The sequence below is a fragment of the Amycolatopsis mongoliensis genome, from assembly GCF_030285665.1.
In the GTDB taxonomy this organism is placed as follows: Bacteria; Actinomycetota; Actinomycetes; order Mycobacteriales; family Pseudonocardiaceae; genus Amycolatopsis; species Amycolatopsis mongoliensis.
On sequence record NZ_CP127295.1, the window covers coordinates 9,221,707 to 9,240,465 of the forward strand.

Consider the following 18,759-nt stretch of genomic DNA (forward strand, 5'->3'; position numbering starts at 1 on the left):
AAGCGGACAACCACTCGATTGGCCGGGGCAAGAGCTCGGCAGCGCAACGAATGGTTCGCGCACCTCGACACGGGTATCCGCAGCGCGGCCGCAAGCGGGAAAGGGGAAAGAGATGTGTCGTCTGTTCGGTTTGTCCGCCGCACCCCAGCGGGTGCACGCCACGTTCTGGCTGCTCGAAGCACCGGACAGCCTCGCCGCGCAAAGCCGGCGCGAACCCGACGGAACCGGCCTGGGGATCTTCGACAGCGACGGCAAGCCGCACGTGTCGAAACAGCCGCTGGCGGCATACGAAGACAAGAAGTTCGCTTATGAAGCCAAACAGTACGAATCGGCGACATTCCTCGCGCATATCCGCTACGCCTCCACCGGCGGCCTCGAACCGGCCAACACCCACCCCTTCGTCCAGCACGACCGCCTCTTCGCCCACAACGGCGTCATCGGCGACCTCCCCGCAGTGGAACAGCGGTTGGGCGACTACCGGCACCTCGTCGAGGGCGACACCGACTCCGAACGGTTCTTCGCCCTCGTCACCAAGGAGACCGACGCCCACCACGGCGACGTCGGCGCCGGGATCACCGCCGCCGCCCGCTGGGCCGCCGACAACCTGCCGATCTACGCCCTCAACGTCATCCTGACCACCCCGACCGAGCTGTGGGCACTGCGCTATCCCGACACCCACGACCTGTTCGTGCTGCAACGCTCCCCCGGCGGTCCACACGGCGACCGGCACCTGGAGCACGCCAGCGCCGCCGGCCGCATCCGCGCCCGCTCCGGCGAACTGGCCCGCCACCGCGCCGCCGTCGTCGCCAGCGAACGCATGGACGAAGACCCCGGCTGGCACAACCTCGAACCCGGCCAACTACTGCACGTCGGCCCGGACCAAGTCGTCACCCGCCGCACCATCCTCGAACACCCGCCGAAGCACCCCCTCACCCTCGACGACCTCGGCGCCCACGCCGCCGCCTCCCAGCAAGGCCGGTAACCCACCCGGAGGACCCCATGCCGCTCAGCCACCCCGCCCACCCCAGGACCAACGCCGCGACGACGTCGCGGCAGAAGCCGACGACCGCGGCGAACGCGAAGCCCGTCGAGGCCGGTCCCCCGCCAGGCGGGAGCGCAGGCCATCGCCGCGGCGACCAGTGTCCGGTCGCAGCCGAGACACCGATGAACGGCGACGAGGTGGACGTAGTCGAGCGTGGCGGCCCGGCACGGAACACCAGGTCGGTGATGGTCCACTTCGGGGCTGTCGGCACGGCGGCGTCAGGTCCGGCTGCGGCGGCCGATTCCGCCAGGCGCCGGGTGTGTTCGACGATCGCGCGCCGGGCGATTTCCGCGTTCAGTTCAGTCATGGGAGTGCAAAGAGGGTCCAAGCTCAGCACGGCTTTAGTGAGCGGCGCGACCGAGACGAAGCGGGCACCGTGCCGGTCGGTCGGCGTGCATCGATCAGCATGAGCGAGGGACACCCGAACGCTCAGCGTTGAGCACTCGGCCGGCCCTGACGCCATGGCTTGGTGCGCCTGCCGTACGCCATTGCTGTTGCTGCATACGCAGTGCCGGGCAGCGGCGCTGCCGCGGAGCGCATGAATCGACGCCGATGCGAGATCCATGCCGGCCGCCGACGGCAAGGCCGGTGACGCACAAGCTGATCACCAATCGGGAAGTCCCGGCCTTCCCGGCGGCGCAGCCGACTGCACCCGGTCGCCTGGAAACGCCGGCGTCATTCGTCAGCGCAAGTCGAGTACGACCTTGCCGGTGATACCGTTCTCGACTGCTTCGTGCGCGGCCGCCACGTCCTCGAGGCCGAAGGAGTGGACCGGCAGAGGCGAGAGCAGGTTCCGCTCCAGCGCCGAGGTGATCTCCGTGGCCGCGTGCAGGAGTGCGTCCCGCGGTTCGGTGAGGAACAACGCGAACCTCAGCACGAGGTTCGGCCACATCAGCCGGAACACCGGCAGCGTCGGGTCCACCGGTTGCGCCGCGTAAGTCACGATCGTCGCCCCTGCAGCGGCGACGGCCAGGTCAAGCTCCAGGTTGTCGGTCAGCGCGACCTCGATGATCCGGTCGACGGGGCCGGTCGCGTCGAGAATCTGCCGCGCCGCGTCGGCGTCCCGGTAGTTCACGACGAGGTCCGCACCGGCGGCACGGGCGAGCGCCGCCTTCTCCGGTCCGCTGACAGTGGTCACGATCCGCGCGCCGGCGATCTTGCCGAGTTCGATCGCGTAGTGGCCGACGGCGCCCGCTCCGGCCGCGACGAGCACCGTGCGGCCCTTCGGCGAGCCGTCGGCGTGCAGGCACCAATGCGCGGTCATCGCCGGGATGCCCAAACTGGCGCCCAGTTCGTCGGACGTCCCTTCCGGCAACCGGACCGCTTGTTCCGACGGCACCACGGTCCATTGGGCGGCGGTCCCCCACGGCGTGCCGGAACCGGCCATCCAGATCCACACGCGTTCACCGATCCGGCCGGTGTCGACACCCGCGCCGACCGCATCGATCACACCCGTGCCGTCCTGGTGCGGGATGCGGCCATGGCGCTCCCCGACAGGCCCGAAGTCCTCAGGTGAGGAGTTCGTCCGCATCCACATGTCACCGGGGTTGATCGCGGAAAGCGCGACGCGAACGCGCACCTGGCCGGGGCCGGGTTCCGGTCGCGCGACGTCGAGCACCTGCAGCACGGTCTTCGCGGGGCCGTTTGCGGTGAAGAAAGCTGCCTTCATCGTCGGTATTCTCCAAATGGTTCTGATGTGGGCGCCGGGCTTGCAGGCCTGGCGCTAGAGAGTGGCTGCGACGTCGCGCATGACCGACTCCAGGTCGCGCTCACCCTCCGGTGTCTGCACGCCGTGCTCCAAGGCCAGCGTCATGAGCTGCGCGGGCAGGCTTCCGCTCACCAATTCGGCCCATGCGGCGTGCTCCGCCTTCAAACCGTCAGCCAGATCCGCCGGCGGGACCAGCCTCTTCGCTGCGGCGATGAGCTCCGGTGAAAGCGCGGCGATCTTCTTCGCCACCTGGTCGACGACCGCGTCGAGTTCAGCCGCAGGCACCGCGCGGTTGATCCAGCCGTAGGCGGCGGCCGTGTCGGCGTCCACCAGGTCCGCCGTGAGCAGCAGTTCGAGAGCCCGGTTGCGCCCGACCCGTTCGCGCAGGTACTGCGTTCCCCCGCCACCTGGAACGATGCCCATCAGCACCTCGGTCTGGCCGAGACCTGCGGTCTCCCTCGCGGCGAAGGTCAGATCGGCCGCCGCGACGAACTCGGCGCCGCCGGCACGAGCCTTGCCGGCGAGCTTGACGATCGTGACCTGCGGTTGGTGACGGAGCAGTTCACCGACCCCCTGGAACAGGTTGGCATCCGGGTTCCGGTCGGCGATCTCGTGTAGTTCTTCCATCTGGTCGAGGATGTGGATATCGACGTGAGCGAGGAAAAACTCCGAGTTGGCGCTGGAGAAGACGATGACGCGGACCGAGCGGTCGTCACGCAACGTGTCGAGCACCTCGTGCAGTTCGCGGATCAAGGTCCCGCCGAGGACGTTCACGGGCGGGTTGTCCAGGGTGATCCATGCCACCCCTGCGTCGATGGTGACACCGAGTGTCGTGTACGTGTCCAGGTTCACGGTTCCCCTAGGTTGTCGTCGAGCCGGTAAGTTTGCGATGTATACCTACCCTGGTCCACACGTCACGAATGATCAATAACGCACTTTCCGAGCACTAAGGATCCCCATGGACACCACCTCGCCCGCCCCGGCCGCCGAGGCTCCGCGGTTCAGCGCCGACTGCCCGAGTCGCCCGATCCTCGATCAAGTCGCTGACAAGTGGTCGATGATGGCGATGCAGGTTTTGGAAGAGCCGACCCGGTTCAACGAGATCAAGCGGCAACTGGACGGCGTGACGCAGCGGGTACTGACCCAGACGCTGCGTCGGCTGGAACGCAACGGCCTGATCCGGCGCCGGGTGCTCGAGACCTCGCCGATCGGCGTCGAGTATTCCCTCACGCCCCTGGGCGAGTCTTTCCGCGGACCGTTCATCTGCCTGCACAGGTGGACGATCGAGCACAGCGGCGAGGTCATCGCCGCGCAACACGAGTACGACGAGCGGTCCTCAGCCTGCTGACCCGGGAGACCGGTGCCCCGGCTCGGAGCCCGTCGAGGCGGAACGCAACCACGCGCGGCGCGGCTGTGGCCGTTTCACGCACGATCAGCGCGGTGACAGCGATCGGAGATGCCGGGCTGTTGCAGCGTCTCGTACGCAGCGCCTGCGTCGACACGAGCGACCGAAGAATCGGCGATCACCAGATCCTCGCGCCTGCTTCCGCGCGCGAACGCGCTTTCCCCGGAGACTCGGCGAGGCGCCGCGGCGTCCTCATCGCCCGGCCCGACAGCGTTCACCGGACACCGCGTGGCATGAATTCGAGGGCGAGAACTTCAGCCCGAGCCCGGCACGGCCGTCCTGCACTGGCGCGGCAACCGCGCGGTGCCGCGCCTGCGGTTGCCAGCCCGATGAGCTTGTTGTAGCACCCCTGCCCCAGTACCCCGATCGAAGGAGGCATTCCCGGCACGGTGTGCAAGTAGCCGCCGATGAGCGCCTGGACAGTACGCCGGGCCAGCAGCCGGTAAGGCTCCCCATCGGCGACGAGTTCCGCCGGCGCGACATCGGCTTCCCGGTCACCTTGTATGAGGCGGCCCGCTCGCTGCCGGCTACCTGGCGGCGGCGACCGGGACCCGGCCGGCGGAGTTCGCGAGCCGGATCGCCAGTCCCGACGTCCGGGGCATCTTCGAGCACTCCATCGTGGACGGTGCGCCCGGTGCGATCACCGCTGAAGCCTGTGAACGAGCACTGCGGCTGCGCGAGGAGCGGCTCGTCGCCCATCACCGGCGGATGTTCGCCACGTCGGGGGCGACCGCGTTGGTTTTCCCCACCACGCCGCTGCCGGCCGGCTCGACCGCGACACCGCCGAAGTGGTGCTGGACGGCCGGCGGCTGCCCACGTTCGAAACCTACATCCGCAACACCGGCCCGGGCAGCATCGCCGGCCTGCCCGGCGTGACCGTGCCCGCCAGCACCTCGTCTTTGCCGGTGGGCATCGAGCGGCTCCTGTCCGAAGCGCTTCCGGGGTAGAGTGCGCGGATGGCGCATCCGCCCGCCGAGGGTGTTCCACCGCTGCCGGCCCAGGACCCGCCGCGACCGTCCGTGCAAACCCTGGACCGGGGCTTGCGGCTGCTCGAACTGATCGCGCTGTCCCACGTCCCGCTCCCGTTGGCCGAGCTGGCCGAGCAAATGCGGCTGCATCGCTCGATCGTCTACCGCCTGCTGCGGACCCTGCAGGACCACCGGCTCGTCACGCACACACCGCAGGGGTACACGCTCGGTACGCGGGCGCAGTCCCTCGGCCGCCGCACGCTGCCGGTGCTGCAGCGGATCGCCAAGCCCGAGATCGCCAAGCTCGCCGCGCGGGTCGGCCTCACCGCCTTCTTCGTCGTCCGCGACGGCGACGAAGCGGTCACCCTGGTCTCCGTCGAGGTGGAAAGCACCCGCTCGCGCGCCGTCTACACACCCGGCGACCGGCATCCGCTCACCCGCGGCGCGCCCGGCATCGCGATGCTCGCCGCCGAACCGCCTCGGGAAGGCGAGCGGCCCGAAGTCGCGAATGCCCGCGAAGCCGGCTTCGCCAGCACCGCGAACGAGGTCATCCCCGGGCTGGCCACCATCTCCGCCCCTGTGACGTCCGGACCGGACACCGCGGTGGCGGCGGTCGCGATCGCATTCACCGTCGAACGTCCGGGCCGCGCCGCGGTCGACGCTGTCCTGGACACCGCGCGTGTCATCACCGGCCGCGTGCGCGCCGCGCTGTCCACGGGCGCGATCGTGCCCGGCGTGAACTGAGCCGTTTCGCATTGCGAACCAGGGCGTTGTCACCGTGCCCGGCCACGTCTTAGCGTCTGCGCTCCCCCGCTGACCGCTTGGGAAGGGATCGCGGCTGTGCCAACGGTGAAGGACGTCAGCTTCGAGGTGCTGCGCCGGTTCGGGCTCACCACCTTGTTCGCCAATCCCGGTTCCACCGAGGTGTCCCTGCTCGCCGGCCTGCCATCCGATCTGGACTTCGTGCTCGGCCTGCACGAGGCGTCCGTGATCGGCATCGCGACGGGGTACGCGCTGCGCACCGGCCGGCCCGCGCTGGCCTTGCTGCACACCACCGCCGGGCTCGGCAACGCCGTCGGCGCGCTGGCCACGGCCCGCGTGAACCGCGCGTCGCTGGTGGTCGTCGTCGGGCAGCAGGACCGCAGGCACCTGGCCGCGGAACCGTTCCTCGCCGGGCGACTGCACGGCCTCGCCGGGGAGTACCCGGTCTGGCAGCACCAGCCGGAGCGGCCCCAGGACGTGCCGGCCGCACTCGCCCGGGCGTGGCACGAAGCACGCGACGCCCGCGGCCCCGCGATCGTTGTCGTCCCCATGGCCGACTGGGACGCCGAGGCCGACCTCGACGCGCCCTTCACCGCGCCCGCGACCCTCCATCGTGGACGTGGTGTCGACGACGCGGCCCTGGCCGAAGTCGCGGCCTTGCTCGAAGGCTCGACCGCACCGGTCGTCGTCGCAGGCGCGGGCAACGACTCCCCGGCCGGCTGGGCCGCGCTGACCGGGCTGGCCGAGCGGCTGGACTGCCCGGTGTGGCAGGAAGCTTTCGGTGCCCGCGCCGGCTTCCCCCAGGACCACCGGCTGTTCGCCGGGCACCTGCCTGCCGCACGGTCGGGACTGCGGAAGGCTCTGGCCGCCCACGACGTGGTGCTCACGGTCGGGGCGCCGGCGTTCCGGCAGTACCCCTACGAATCCGGCGCCTTCGTCGAGTCGGGCACCCGGCTCGCGGTCATCACCGACGACCCGGCGGAAGCGCACCGCAGCCCCGCCGACGTGGCCGTCGTCGCCGACCCGGCCGAGGCCGTCGCTCTGCTGACGCGGCGGTTGCCCGCAGCCTCCGGACCCGCGCGCGAGGCTCTCCGACGCCCCCGCCCGTCCAGGCCTGGCCCCGGGGATCCGCTGCGCGCGGTGCACGTGCTCGACGCGCTGGCGGAGCGGCTGCCGCACGACGCCGTCCTCCTCGAGGAGACCCCGTCCAGCCGACCGGACCTGCACGCGCTCGTCCCCGCCCGCGCGCCACTCGGCTTCCTCAGCGCGGCCATGGGCGGGCTCGGGTTCGCCCTCCCCGCCGCGATCGGCGTGCGGCTGGCCGGACCCGACCGCCCGGTGGTCGCGGTCCTCGGCGACGGCGCTTCGCTGTATTCGATCCAGGCGCTGTGGAGCGCCTGGCACTACCGTGTTGGCGCGCTGTTCGTCGTGCTGGCCAACGGCCGCTACGCGATCATGGACCGGTTGTCGGAACAGGCCGGCGCGGCCGTACCCGCGTGGCCCCCGTTCACCGAAGTGAGCGTCACGACGCTGGCCCGCGGCTTCGGGTGCCCCGCCGAGCGCGTCGAGGACCATCCGAACCTCCTGGCGACGCTGGACACCGTGCTCCCGACGCTGGCCGGCCGCCGGGAACCCCTGCTCCTCGAAGTGGCCGTCGAGCCCGGCGACCACTACCGCGCACGAACGCACCACGGGAAGGGATACCGGTGAAGGTAGTCATCATCGGAGGCGCCGGCGGGATCGGCTCGTCGGCCGCCTTCAACCTGCTCTCCGCCGCGGGCACCTACGAGGTGGTACTGGTCGACACCAGACCCCACATGATCACCAGCCACACCATGGACCTGGAGAACGCAGCCGCGCTGGGACGGAACGCGACGACGGTCCGCGGCGGCACGGCCGAGGACGCCATCGACGCCGACGTCGTCGTGCTCAGCGCCGCGGTTCCCTTGCGACTCAACAGTTCTCGACTGGTCTTCCTCGCCGACAACGCGCGCATCGTCGACGAGGTGCTGGCGCCGCTGGCCGGCTCGGGGTTCGCCGGCGTGGTGCTGATGCTGACCAACCCGGTCGATCCGCTGATCACGCACGTGCACCGGCAGGGCTGGCTGCCCCGGCATCGGCTCGTCGGCTACACCCTCAACGACAGCCTGCGGCTGCGCACCGGGATCGGCCAGGCGCTGGACCGGCATCCCCGCGACGTCGGTGCGTGGATGCTCGGCGAGCACGGTGTCGGTCAGGTGCCGCTGTACAGCCGCGTCACAGTGGGCGGGCAGCCGGTCACCCTGACCGCCGGTCAGCGCACCGCGGCCCAGACCTACGCCGACACGTGGTACCAGCGCCACGTCGCCCTCGACTCGGGACGCACGTCGACCTGGACCACCGGGCTCGGCACCGCCCGCATGGTCGAGGCGATGGCCACCGAATCCGGCACCCTGCTACCGGCTTCGGTCGTCCTCGACGGCGAGTACGGGATCGCCGGGGTGAGCCTCTCCGTGCCGGTCGTGCTCGGCCGCAAAGGCGTCGCCCGGATCGAGGAATGGGACCTCACAGCCGACGAGCGCGTCGGCATGAACTCCGCCGCGGCGCGCGTCGAGCAGACCGTCGCCGAACTCCACCAAGCCTGACCTCGAAGGGACTCAACGACGATGTCCACAGCAGACTCCCTGCTCGATCCGGCCGGCTGGGCCGGAAGCTTCTTCAGCGACGGCTGGCGAGTGTCCACCCGCGACGCTCCCGTCACCGAGCCGGCCACCGGCGCCGAGCTGGCCCGGATCGGCCTCACCGACGCCACGGACGTCGCCCGCGCCGCGGCCTCGGCGGCGGAAGCCCAGCGCGCCTGGGCCGCCGCGGGATACCACGAGCGGGCCGCCGTCCTGCGCCGCGCCGGAGAGCTCTTCCAGCGGCACGCCGACGCGGTACAGCACTGGCTGATCCGCGAAGCCGGGTCGATCCCGCCCAAGGCCGCGGTGGAGACGGACACCGCGGCGCAGGAATGCTTCGAGGCCGCCGCGCTGGCCTCGACACCGGTGGGCGAGGTGCTGCCCACCGCCTTCGACCGGCTGTCGTTCACCCGCCGCGTCCCCGCGGGCGTGGTCGGGGTGATCGCGCCCTTCAACTTCCCGCTGATCCTGTCCATCCGCTCGGTCGCACCCGCGCTCGCCCTCGGCAACGCGGTGATCCTCAAGCCCGACCCCAGGACCGCCGTGTCCGGCGGCGTCGCCCTCGCCCGGATCTTCGAGGAGGCGGGCCTACCCGCCGGTCTGTTCCACGTCCTTCCCGGGGGCGCCGAGACAGGGGAGGCGCTGGTCGTCGATCCGTGCGTGCGGGTCATCTCGTTCACTGGCTCGACCGCGGCGGGCCGCCGCGTCGGCGAACTGGCCGCCCGGCACCTCAAGCGCGCCCACCTGGAGCTCGGGGGAAACTCCGCGCCATCGTGCTGGAGGACGCCGATCTCGACGCCGCCGTGGGGCTGGGCGCCTGGGGTTCCTACCTGCACTCCGGGCAGATCTGCATGACCACCGGTCGGCACCTGGTCCACGAGAGCCTGCTCGAGGCCTATGTGGACAAGCTGGCCGCGAAGGCCGAGGCGCTCCCCGTCGGAAATCCGGCCGGCGAGCAGGTGGCACTCGGCCCGATCATCGACGCCGGCCAGCGGGACAAGATCCACCGGCTGGTCGAATCCACTGTGGCGGCCGGGGCCGAGCTGGCCGCCGGCGGTACCTACCGCGACTTGTTCTACCGGCCCACCGTGCTCGCACGAGTGAGCCCGGACATGCCCGCCTACCGCGAGGAGGTGTTCGGCCCGGTCGCTCCGGTGCTCTCCTTCGTCGACGCCGACGAGGCGGTCCAGCTCGCCGCGGACAGCGAGTACGGCCTGAGCCTCGGCATCGCCACCGCCGACGCGGCCGCCGGCCTCGCGCTCGCCGGGCGCATCCCCACCGGCATCGTGCATATCAACGACCAGACGGTCGGCGACGAGGCGGTGGCCCCGTTCGGGGGAACCGGCGCCTCCGGCACCGGGAGCCGGTTCGGCGGGGCCGCCGCGAACATCGAGGCGTTCACCGAGACGCGCTGGATCACCATGCGCGGCCGCCCGGCCGCGTACCCCTTCTGACCACACATACCTGGAGTGGCGGAAGTTCCGCGCCGAGGAGGATCCCATGCCGGACACCTACCGGGTGGCCGCCGTCCAGGCCGAGCCCGCCTGGCTCGACGTCGGTGCCGGCGTCGAGAAGACGATCGCGCTGATCGGTGAGGCGGCCGACGCGGGCGCGGCGCTCGTGGCCTTCCCGGAGACCTGGCTGCCCGGGTACCCGCTTTTCCTGTGGCTGGGCGCGGTGGCCGGGCAGATGCCGTACATCGCCCGCTACCACGCCAACTCCGTCAGCGTGGACAGCCGGCACCTCACGGCGATCCGCCAGGCCGCCCGCCGCAACGGCATCATCGTGGCGCTCGGCTACAGCGAGAAGGACCACGGCAGCCTCTACATGGCCCAGACGGTCATCGGCGCCGACGGCGCGATCTTGCTGCACCGCCGCAAGCTCAAGCCGACCCACGTGGAACGCAGCCTGTTCGGCGAAGGCGACGGCAGCGACCTCAAGGTCGTCGGCACCGACCTCGGCGCCTCGGCGCGCTCAACTGCCGGGAACACCTGCAGCCGCTCAGCAAGTACGCGATGTACGCCCAGCACGAGCAGCTCCACATCGCGGCGTGGCCGGCTTTCGGCCTGTACAAAGGCATCGCGCCCGCGCTCGGGGCGGAGGCCAACATGGCCGTCACCCGGACCTACGCCCTGGAAGGCGGTTGCTTCGTCGTGGCCGCGACGCAGGTGATCAGCGACGCGGGCATCGACGTCTTCGCGGCCACCGACGAGCAACGCGCCCTCGTCACCGCCGGCTCGGGCTGCTCCCGCGTCTACGGCCCCGACTCCGCCCGGATCGGCGACGCCCTCGACGAGCACGCCGAAGGCCTGGTGCTGGCCGAGATCGACCTGGCCCTGATCGACCTGGCCAAGAACGCGGCCGACCCGGCCGGCCACTACGCCCGTCCCGACGTCACGCGCCTGCTGCTCAACCGCACCCCGGCCCCGGCGGTCGTCACGCCCGAGCAGCCGGGGCCCCTCTTTCCCGAGCTGGAGGAAACCGACGACGAAGCACGGCCTGAGTGAACAGAAGTCCGCGCAAGGTGACAGGCTGTGAACGAAGGCAGCAACTGCCCTCGGATCCGCCTGCGTGCACTCGTACGATCCCTTCGGCGGCATCAACCGACCGTGCGAAGCCGAGCACAGTCCGTCACCGGGAGTACTCATCGCGACCCTCGCGACCCGACTGGGCCTGGCCGACGCATTCCGTCGTGTCCCGGGGCACCTGAGGTCCAGCCCCTGAATGACGGCCCGGTAGCCGACGCGGAGCCGGCGACGACGTCCGGCTCCGCATCACGTTCGCCGCGGATCGCAGAGATCCAGGCAGCGGAACCCGAGTCCGCTGACGCCGCATCCGGTGCCCGACGTCCCTGGACTCACCCCTGGTGGTAGATCATGGAGCCAACCACTCCCCGCCAGGAAACGAGGATCCGTGTCACCGCAGGCCAGAACCGCCGTCGACCAGGGCCGGGCCACCAGGAAAGCGGTCATCGACGCCGCCGTCACGCTCTTCGGCACCCACGGCTACCGCGGCTGCTCGCTGGCGCAGATCGGTGAACGCGCCGGGATCGGCCGGTCCGGCGTGCTGCACCATTTCGGTACGAAGGAGCAGCTGCTCGTCGCGGTGCTGGAGGAGCATTACCCGAGTGTGCGGGACCGGCCCGAAGCCAAGGCCATGGCCCGCGGCGAGGCAACCTTCCCCGACCTGCTCGACGAGGTCGCCCGCGTCAACAGCCGCAACCCGGAGCTGGTGCGGTTCTTCTCCGTGATGATCGGCGAGAGCCTGACCGAGGACCACCCGGCCCGGCAGTTCTTCGTCGAGCGGTACGACGCCGTTCGCGCCGTGTTCACCACGGCGGTGGCAGGCCCCGACGCCGACCGGCGCGTGCGGACGCTGGTCTCGGTGGCCCTCGCGGCCATGGACGGCCTGCAACTGCAGTGGCTGCGCAACCCGGACGAGGTCGACCTCGTGGCCGGGGTACGCGTGATCACCGATCTCCTGCGCGCCCAGCTGCCTCAGGGATAAGTCCGTCCGAGGCATTGCGCCTGGGCTACCCCTGACGTAACGTACCGACTGTCCAGTCAGTCGGTACGTTACAACGGAGTACGCCGTGACACTCGCCTCCAACAGCACATCAGCCGCCACCGGCACCGACAGCGCCCCCGAACTGAACCTGCGTCTCACCGGGCAGGCCGTCGACAAATGGTTCGTCACCCGCTACGTCCTGGCCCTCGCCGGGCTGTGGACCGCTCTTCTCACCCCCGCATCGGTCACCCTGGCCATCCGCGTCGGTCAGCTGAACCCGGAGGGCAAAGCGGGTTCGCTCGCCGTCGTCGCGAGCGTCGGCGCGTTCGCGGCCCTGATCGCCAACCCCGTGTTCGGCGCCCTCAGCGACCACTCGACCTCCCGGTTCGGGCAGCGCCGCCCGTTCATCGCCGGCGGATTCCTGCTCGGCGCCCTGGCCACGATCGGAATCGGGTTCGCGCCCTCGATCGCCTTCGTGGCCATCAGCTGGGCCGCCGCCCAGCTGGCGTTCAACGCGGCCGTCGCCGCACTCATCGCCGTGCTGCCGGAACGCGTGCCGGCCCGGCTGCGCGGCCGCGTCGCCGGATTCATGGGTATGGTCCCGCAGTTCGGCGTCGTCGGCGGCACCTTCCTCATCCAGTTCATCGGCACCGCCGGGGTCTGGATGTTCTTCGCCCCGGCTGTCATCGGTCTGGTGCTCGTACTGCCGTTCGTGCTGACCCTGCGCGAAACACCGCGCTCCCGCGAGCAGGTCGGCCGGCTCGACTGGCGGGTGCTGGCCGGCGCGCTGTGGATCAACCCCCTCAAGCACCGCGACTACGCGCTGGCCTGGGCCGGCCGGTTCCTCGCCTGGATCGCCCTGTACCTGCTGACCACCTACAAGACCTACTATTTGATCGACAAGCTCGGCTACACGACCAAGAACGTCGCCTCGATCCTGTTCGACGCGATGCTCGTGCTGGCCGTGTGCGTGGCCATCAGCAGTGTGGGCTCGGGGTGGCTGTCGGACCGCATCGGCCGCCGCAAGCCGTTCGTCGTGGCCGGATCGCTGCTGTTCACCGGCGGGATGCTCGTGGTCGCCTTCGGGACCGGCATCGAGCACTTCCTGCTCGGCATCGCGATCTCCGGCCTCGCCCAGGGCCTCTACCTCGGGGTGGACTACGCACTCATCGCCGACGTGCTGCCGGACCAGAACACCGCGGCCGCCAAGGGCATGGGTGTGTTCAACCTGGCCGGCACCATCCCACAGACCCTCGCCCCGGTGCTCGCCCCGGCCCTGCTGGCCATCGGAGCCGGCGGCGGCCGCGGCAACTACACCGCGATGTACCTCTTCGCGGCGGTGTTCGCGCTCGTCAGCGCCGCCTTCATCCAGCTCATCAGGGGTGTGAAATGACCGACGGCAAAGCACGGCTCACCGCGGGGGCGGACTACTGGTCGACGCATCCGGTGCCCGGTCACGGCCCGGTGCGGTTCGCCGACGGCCCGCACGGCCTCCGCGTACAGGACGACGACAACCCCGACCACCTCGGTATCGGCCGCAGCGCGCCCGCAACGTGCTTCCCACCCGCGGTCACGCTGGCCTCGTCCTGGGACGTGGACCTCGTGCGCGAAGTCGGGGCGGCACTGGGCCGTGAAGCCCGCACGCACGGCGTGCACGTCGTGCTCGGCCCAGGCCTCAACATCAAACGCAGCCCGTTGTGCGGCCGCAACTTCGAGTACTACTCCGAGGATCCGCTGCTGTCCGGGCTGCTCGCCGGCGCCATGGTGGAGGGCCTGCAGTCGCAGGGGGTCGGGGCGTGCGTCAAGCACTTCGCCGCGAACAACCAGGAAACCGACCGCATGCGCGTCAGCGCCGACATCGACGCACGGCCACTGCGCGAAATCTACCTACGGGGTTTCGAGATCGCGATCCGCGAAGCGAATCCGTGGTGCGTGATGTCGTCGTACAACCGCATCAACGGCACCACCGCTTCCGAGAACAGCTGGCTGCTCACCGACGTCCTGCGCGAGGAATGGGGGTTCGACGGGGTCGTGGTGTCGGACTGGGGCGCCGTGCGCGACCCGGTCGCCGCGCTGCAGGCCGGCCTGGACCTGAAAATGCCCGGACAGGAGAACGGTCCCCGCGTGCACGACGGCGACGTCGACGAGCAGGTGCTCGACCGGACGCTCGAACGGCTGACGCTGTTGGCGCGGCGCACCCGTGCCGAAAAGGCGGCGGCGAACCCGGAGGAGCACCACGAACTCACACGACGCACCGCGGCCGAATCCGCCGTGCTGCTGAAGAACGACACCGGGCTCCTGCCGCTGTCACCCTCGCGGCGAGTGGCGATCATCGGCGAGCTCGCCCGCACACCGCGGTACCAGGGCGCGGGCAGCTCACGCGTGAATCCAACCACCGTGGTCAGCGCGCTCGACGCGGCCGGACGGCGACTGCCCGGCCATGCATTCGCCCCCGGCTACCGAATAGACGGCGAGCCGGATGCCGCACTGCTCGAAGAGGCCACCCGGGTCGCAGCGGAGGCGGATATCGCCGTGCTGTTCCTCGGCCTGCCGGACAGCCACGAGGCCGAGGGAGCCGATCGGACGCACATCGACCTGCCGGCGGACCAGCTCGCACTCATCGACGCGATCGCGCAGGTCAACCAGCGGATCGTGGTCGCGTTGAGCAACGGAGCCACGGTGACGACAGCACCCTGGCGTGACCAGGTCACCGCGATCGTCGAGTTCTGGCTGACCGGGCAGGCCGGCGGCGACAGCACGCTCGACGTGCTGCTCGGCGAGGTCACCCCGTCCGGCAAGCTGACCGAGACGATCCCGCTGCGGCTGGAGGACACCCCCGCGTTCCTCGACTTCCCCGGAGAGAACGGGCACGTCCGCTACAGCGAAGGCATTCACGTCGGCTACCGCTACTACGACACGCGGAAGATCGACGTCGACTTTCCCTTCGGGCACGGCCTCTCCTACACCGAGTTCCGCTACGACGACCTGGCTGTGACCGTGCACGACCTCGCCGACCCGGTCGCGATGACGGTGTCTTCGGAGCTGGCGAACACCGGCGACCGCACGGGAGCGGAGGTGATCCAGGTGTACATCGGCGACCGGACCGGACTGGTCGTCACACCGGAACAGGAGCTGCGTGCCTTCACCAAGGTGTGGCTCGCTCCGGGTGAAGCCCGGCGGGTGTCGATCCCCGTCCGGCGGGAGCACCTCGAACACTACGTCCCCGGTACCGGCTGGGCCTTCCCCGGCGGGCCAGTCGAGGTCCGCGTCGGATCGTCCTCCCGCGACATCCGGCTGTCCACGTTGGTCACGCTGCCCGGACATCCGGTGGAGAAACAGCTGACCGCGTGGTCCACACTCGGCGAGTGGTCCGACCATCCTCGGCTCGGGACCGCGTTGTGGGAACTGCTGGAAGAGCGGGGAGGGGCGCGCGGGCGGATGGGCGACCTGCTGAGCGACGAGGCCGGGCGGCGGGCGGTGCTCGGCTCCCCGTTGAAGGGACTGCTGGAGTTCCCCGGCATTCCCCTGGACGACGCCGATGTCGAAGCGTTGCTCGCGAAGCACTGCACCTGACGACCTCACCTGCTGCTCAGTCGCTGTGGGCGGCAGTGCTCGCGCCTGCCGCCCGTTCGGGCCGACTGCCGGGAGGGTTCGCAAGTCCAGCCTGAAGTTCCCGGCACTGGCGTTCCCGCGCTGCGACCCGTTCGGCTCGTGACTGGATCCGGTGGTCGTCACAGCCTGCGGTCGGTCACTCTCGCCATTCACCGGCGCAACGCCGCCAGGCCGAACACGCCAGCCGCCATAGCCGCGGGGTACTACACGGCCACCAGCACTCCACGGAGCTCCTCCGGAAGGTCCGAACAGGCGACGAGCAGAGACCCGTGCTCGGCGGACAGTTCACACCCCAACCCGCGAATCCCGGGCAGCCCACCTTCGTCGGCCGGCACCGCTCCCAGCAGCGCAGCGAACAAGACGACAGAATAGACGACGACCGCGGTGGCTCCAGCGGCTTGGCAAACCTGGGCCGGTCGCCGGTGCCCGACGAGATGCAATTCTGGTGGGCGAACAGCTGTTCGCCCACCAGAACGCCTTCACGAGGAGATTCCATGGGGGCTCCGGCCGCCTACCCGGTCGAGTCCATCGACAACGCCGCACGGATTCTGCTGATGCTGGTGGACAGCCCGGCACTACGCGTCGCGGACGTGTCAGCCGAACTAGGCGTTGCGAGGTCGACGGCCCATTGGTTGCTGACCACGCTCCAGGGCCGGGATCTGCTCCGAATCGAGGTGCTCGGTCATCTCGTCGTTGAGCGCGGTTTCCAGGACGTTCTTGGTGAACAGCTTCAGCAACCCGTCCGGGCCGGTCAACGCCAGCCCGCGAGCTTTCGCCTCGGCCACCATCGCCGCGGCGGCGGCCTGCTCCGGCGACAGCTCCCGCGCCGGCTTGGACTCACGCTTGCGTGGACTCACAAGGTCTGATGTCATCACTCACAGTGCCCGTCCCGCCGGACCTACGCCCGGCGTGTCGGGCCGGAAACACCGATCTTGGAACAGTCCCCCTTCCACTGCTTCGTGGAAGTGGCTTGTGGACGCGGGGTAGTGTTTCAGGGGTCGGCGAACCGTCACGCGCACTTCGATCTTGTGCGTACGCGGGAAGTCGTACTCGCGCAGCACCGGAACCGGCTCGTGGCGGCCCAGGCAGTGGGCAAGCTCGACGGGCACGACGCGAGACCCGACCCGAGCAACCTCAAGGAGATCGCGCGCCGCGCAGGCCTGGTCGTCGGGGTCGCGGCTGGCGGCCATCCGGTCGAAGATGGCACGGGCAGCGCTGCGAGTCAGTAGCGGGGACTCCCCCCGTTCGATTGACTCCTGACCCGTGAGGTCGCGTTCCGGTCTTGTCCGCCAGGGCCTCCGACGACGGCTGGACCTGGGATTTCGTCCTGCCTAACGGCCCATCGTCAGACTGGAACGCATCCGACACCGGAGCGGAAGGTGGGCGAACCTGTGGAGCTGTCCGAACGATCTACCAAGACGGTGCAGGACCAGGCCTTCACGGTCTCGAGCATCGACGACGCCGACCATCGCACGCGCTCCATCGCGATCGGCTGCTTCGACGGCGTGCACCTGGGTCATCGGGACGTGATCAGCGGGTGCGACACCGTCCTCACCTTCGCGCCGCACCCGCTTCGGGTTCTCCGGCCGAGCCAGGCCCCGCCGCTGCTGACCGGCCACGCTCGGAAGCTGGCCAAGCTCTCCGCGCTGGGAGTCCGTGAGGTCGTCATCATCCCGTTCGACACGTCTTGGGCGAGCCAGACCGCCGAAACCTTCGTGGACGAAATCCTGGTCGGAACGCTGAACGCGAGCCACGTCTCGGTCGGGTTCAACTTCCGGTTCGGCGCCCGCGGTGCGGGCACGGCGGGCCGGCTCCGGGAGGACCGGCGGTTCGGGACCCGGGTCGTCCCCGCCGTCACCGCCGGGCCGGTGGTCGTGTCGTCGACGGTCATCCGTTCCCTCGTCGAACGCGGCAAGCTGACGCAGGCGGCGAAGCTGTTGGGAGCTCCTCTCGTGCAGCCGGCGACGATCCGGAAAGATCGCACCCTCCACTTCGCACCAGATCTCGCCGTTCCGGCTGACGGCGTGCACGTCTGCCAGGTGGACGGTGTCCTCACCCAGGTGTCGTTCACCGGCCGGCCACGCATCCTCGATGCCGCCGAAGCATGGGAAACGAAGACAGGCGAGGTGATCGTCACCTTTCCGGGGTGACACCGGCGCGCTACGCCCGGACGGCGCGAGTGGTACGCAGGATCGGCACGGAAGCCGCCAGGGCGGCCACCACTACGACGGCCAGACCGATGCGGACATCTCCGGCGGCGGACGGCACTCCGAGAACAGCGTCCACCGACCAGCGCCCAGGACCGGTGAAACCGAGCGCCACGACGACCACCGCGAGCACCAGCGGGTACTCGCCGCCGCCGGCGGTGTTCCACCGGGCGCCCGCTTTGAGATTCGTGGCCACGGCCGCGACCAGCATCGTGCCCGCACCGACGGCGGCGCCGAGCGGAGTGGCGAGTCCCACGGCGAGGAGGACGGCGGCGACCAGTTCGCACAGCACAGCCGTGGCGGCCATTCGCCGTCCAGGGTGTTGACCGAGGCCTTCGAAGATCGCGGCGGCCTTCGCCATGCCCGGCCCGTGGAACCACCCCACCGCCTTCTGCGTGGCGTGGGCGTACAAAACGAATCCGAGCACCGCCCGCACCACGAGCAACCCGATATCCATGATGAACCTCCTGATCAGACGGTCGAGTACTTACTTCAGGCGAGCGTGAAACGACCGTCGGACAGCGTCAGCCGGACCTCCACGCTTCCCTCATTGATCTGCCACGGCACGATCCGGTACTTGCGGATTCCCCGGGCGTGGAAGGGGTCACGGTCGGCGATGTCCTTGGCTTCGGTCACCGAGTCCGCCCGGAGAACCAGCAGTCCGGCACCGGAGTAGCGGTAGTCGTCGTCGAGCATCGGGCCGGCGAAGAGCAGTTCGCCGGCGCGTTCCAGTTCGGTCAGCCACGCCTTGTGCTCGTCGAGATGGGGCCTCATGTCCTCGGGGGACATGCTCACCGGTTCGGTGAAGCACAGGAACACCACCTTCTGCGCTCCGGTGTGCCGCTCGTCGGGCTTCGCTTTTCGGCTTTCCATGGTCGTATCCGTTCT

The 18,759-nt window shown here is 70.1% G+C and carries 16 protein-coding genes and 3 pseudogenes; 13 read left to right on the forward strand and 6 right to left on the reverse strand.

Features of this window, described 5'->3' with window-relative positions; translation table 11 throughout:
* Positions 1–112 precede the first annotated feature (112 nt).
* Complete coding sequence (locus tag QRX60_RS44220) at positions 113–982, forward strand: class II glutamine amidotransferase (protein ID WP_285997444.1); 870 nt, start codon at positions 113–115, stop codon at positions 980–982.
* A gap of 742 nt (positions 983–1,724) precedes the next feature.
* Here the strand turns inward: QRX60_RS44220 and QRX60_RS44225 are convergent.
* Positions 1,725–2,711: an NADPH:quinone reductase gene (locus QRX60_RS44225; RefSeq protein ID WP_285997445.1), complete on the reverse strand. Its 987-nt coding sequence runs from the start codon at positions 2,709–2,711 to the stop codon at positions 1,725–1,727.
* Between the two features lie 54 nt (positions 2,712–2,765).
* Positions 2,766–3,602 carry an enoyl-CoA hydratase/isomerase family protein gene (locus tag QRX60_RS44230; RefSeq protein ID WP_285997446.1) on the reverse strand — a complete coding sequence of 279 codons (837 nt, stop codon included), beginning with the start codon at positions 3,600–3,602 and terminating at the stop codon, positions 2,766–2,768.
* A gap of 106 nt (positions 3,603–3,708) precedes the next feature.
* On the opposite strand from QRX60_RS44230, the gene QRX60_RS44235 reads away from it, so the two are divergent.
* The 11 genes and pseudogenes from QRX60_RS44235 to QRX60_RS51690 form a co-directional block, all read left to right on the forward strand.
* Complete coding sequence (locus tag QRX60_RS44235; RefSeq protein WP_285997447.1) at positions 3,709–4,098, forward strand: winged helix-turn-helix transcriptional regulator; 390 nt, start codon at positions 3,709–3,711, stop codon at positions 4,096–4,098.
* A gap of 845 nt (positions 4,099–4,943) precedes the next feature.
* Positions 4,944–5,102 (forward strand): hypothetical protein, encoded by a 159-nt coding sequence (locus tag QRX60_RS44240; RefSeq protein ID WP_285997448.1) that lies wholly within the window; start codon positions 4,944–4,946, stop codon positions 5,100–5,102.
* 9 nt (positions 5,103–5,111) lie between these two features.
* Positions 5,112–5,867 (forward strand): IclR family transcriptional regulator, encoded by a 756-nt coding sequence (locus QRX60_RS44245; RefSeq protein ID WP_285997449.1) that lies wholly within the window; start codon positions 5,112–5,114, stop codon positions 5,865–5,867.
* Positions 5,868–5,963: 96 nt separating this feature from the next.
* Positions 5,964–7,595 carry a thiamine pyrophosphate-dependent enzyme gene (locus QRX60_RS44250; protein ID WP_285997450.1) on the forward strand — a complete coding sequence of 544 codons (1,632 nt, stop codon included), beginning with the start codon at positions 5,964–5,966 and terminating at the stop codon, positions 7,593–7,595.
* Positions 7,592–8,509, forward strand: coding sequence for a malate dehydrogenase (locus QRX60_RS44255; RefSeq protein ID WP_285997451.1), 918 nt, complete (start codon positions 7,592–7,594; stop codon positions 8,507–8,509). Before QRX60_RS44250 ends, QRX60_RS44255 begins: the two co-directional genes overlap by 4 nt.
* A gap of 21 nt (positions 8,510–8,530) precedes the next feature.
* Positions 8,531–9,999, forward strand: a pseudogene (locus QRX60_RS44260) (aldehyde dehydrogenase family protein).
* Between the two features lie 46 nt (positions 10,000–10,045).
* Positions 10,046–11,052, forward strand: a pseudogene (locus tag QRX60_RS44265) (carbon-nitrogen hydrolase family protein).
* 406 nt (positions 11,053–11,458) lie between these two features.
* The gene (locus tag QRX60_RS44270) at positions 11,459–12,052 is read left to right on the forward strand and encodes a TetR/AcrR family transcriptional regulator (protein WP_285997452.1); all 594 of its coding nucleotides are present in this window, start codon (positions 11,459–11,461) and stop codon (positions 12,050–12,052) included.
* 85 nt (positions 12,053–12,137) lie between these two features.
* Complete coding sequence (locus tag QRX60_RS44275; protein WP_285997453.1) at positions 12,138–13,445, forward strand: MFS transporter; 1,308 nt, start codon at positions 12,138–12,140, stop codon at positions 13,443–13,445.
* Complete coding sequence (locus QRX60_RS44280; protein WP_285997454.1) at positions 13,442–15,625, forward strand: glycoside hydrolase family 3 C-terminal domain-containing protein; 2,184 nt, start codon at positions 13,442–13,444, stop codon at positions 15,623–15,625. The genes QRX60_RS44275 and QRX60_RS44280 overlap by 4 nt, the downstream gene beginning before the upstream one ends.
* A gap of 593 nt (positions 15,626–16,218) precedes the next feature.
* A pseudogene (locus tag QRX60_RS51690) lies at positions 16,219–16,272 on the forward strand (hypothetical protein); the annotation flags it as partial.
* Here the strand turns inward: QRX60_RS51690 and QRX60_RS44285 are convergent.
* Entirely contained in the window at positions 16,267–16,521 is a 255-nt protein-coding gene (locus tag QRX60_RS44285) for a hypothetical protein (RefSeq protein ID WP_408630303.1), read from the reverse strand. The pseudogene QRX60_RS51690 and the gene QRX60_RS44285 sit on opposite strands and share 6 nt — an antisense overlap.
* Positions 16,522–16,539: 18 nt before the next feature.
* Entirely contained in the window at positions 16,540–16,854 is a 315-nt protein-coding gene (locus tag QRX60_RS44290; RefSeq protein ID WP_285997455.1) for a hypothetical protein, read from the reverse strand.
* Positions 16,855–17,055: 201 nt separating this feature from the next.
* Here QRX60_RS44290 and QRX60_RS44295 point away from each other — a divergent pair, with 201 nt between their 5' ends.
* Complete coding sequence (locus QRX60_RS44295; protein WP_285997456.1) at positions 17,056–17,814, forward strand: FAD synthetase family protein; 759 nt, start codon at positions 17,056–17,058, stop codon at positions 17,812–17,814.
* A 10-nt stretch (positions 17,815–17,824) separates the two neighbouring features.
* Here the strand turns inward: QRX60_RS44295 and QRX60_RS44300 are convergent, their stop codons facing one another.
* Together QRX60_RS44300 and QRX60_RS44305 are read right to left on the reverse strand one after the other, a co-directional pair.
* A complete protein-coding gene (locus tag QRX60_RS44300) occupies positions 17,825–18,310 on the reverse strand; it encodes a DoxX family protein (protein WP_286003826.1) in 486 nt (161 codons plus the stop codon).
* Between the two features lie 53 nt (positions 18,311–18,363).
* Positions 18,364–18,744, reverse strand: a complete 381-nt coding sequence (locus QRX60_RS44305) for a YciI family protein (protein ID WP_285997457.1) — start codon at positions 18,742–18,744, stop codon at positions 18,364–18,366.
* Positions 18,745–18,759 lie beyond the last annotated feature (15 nt).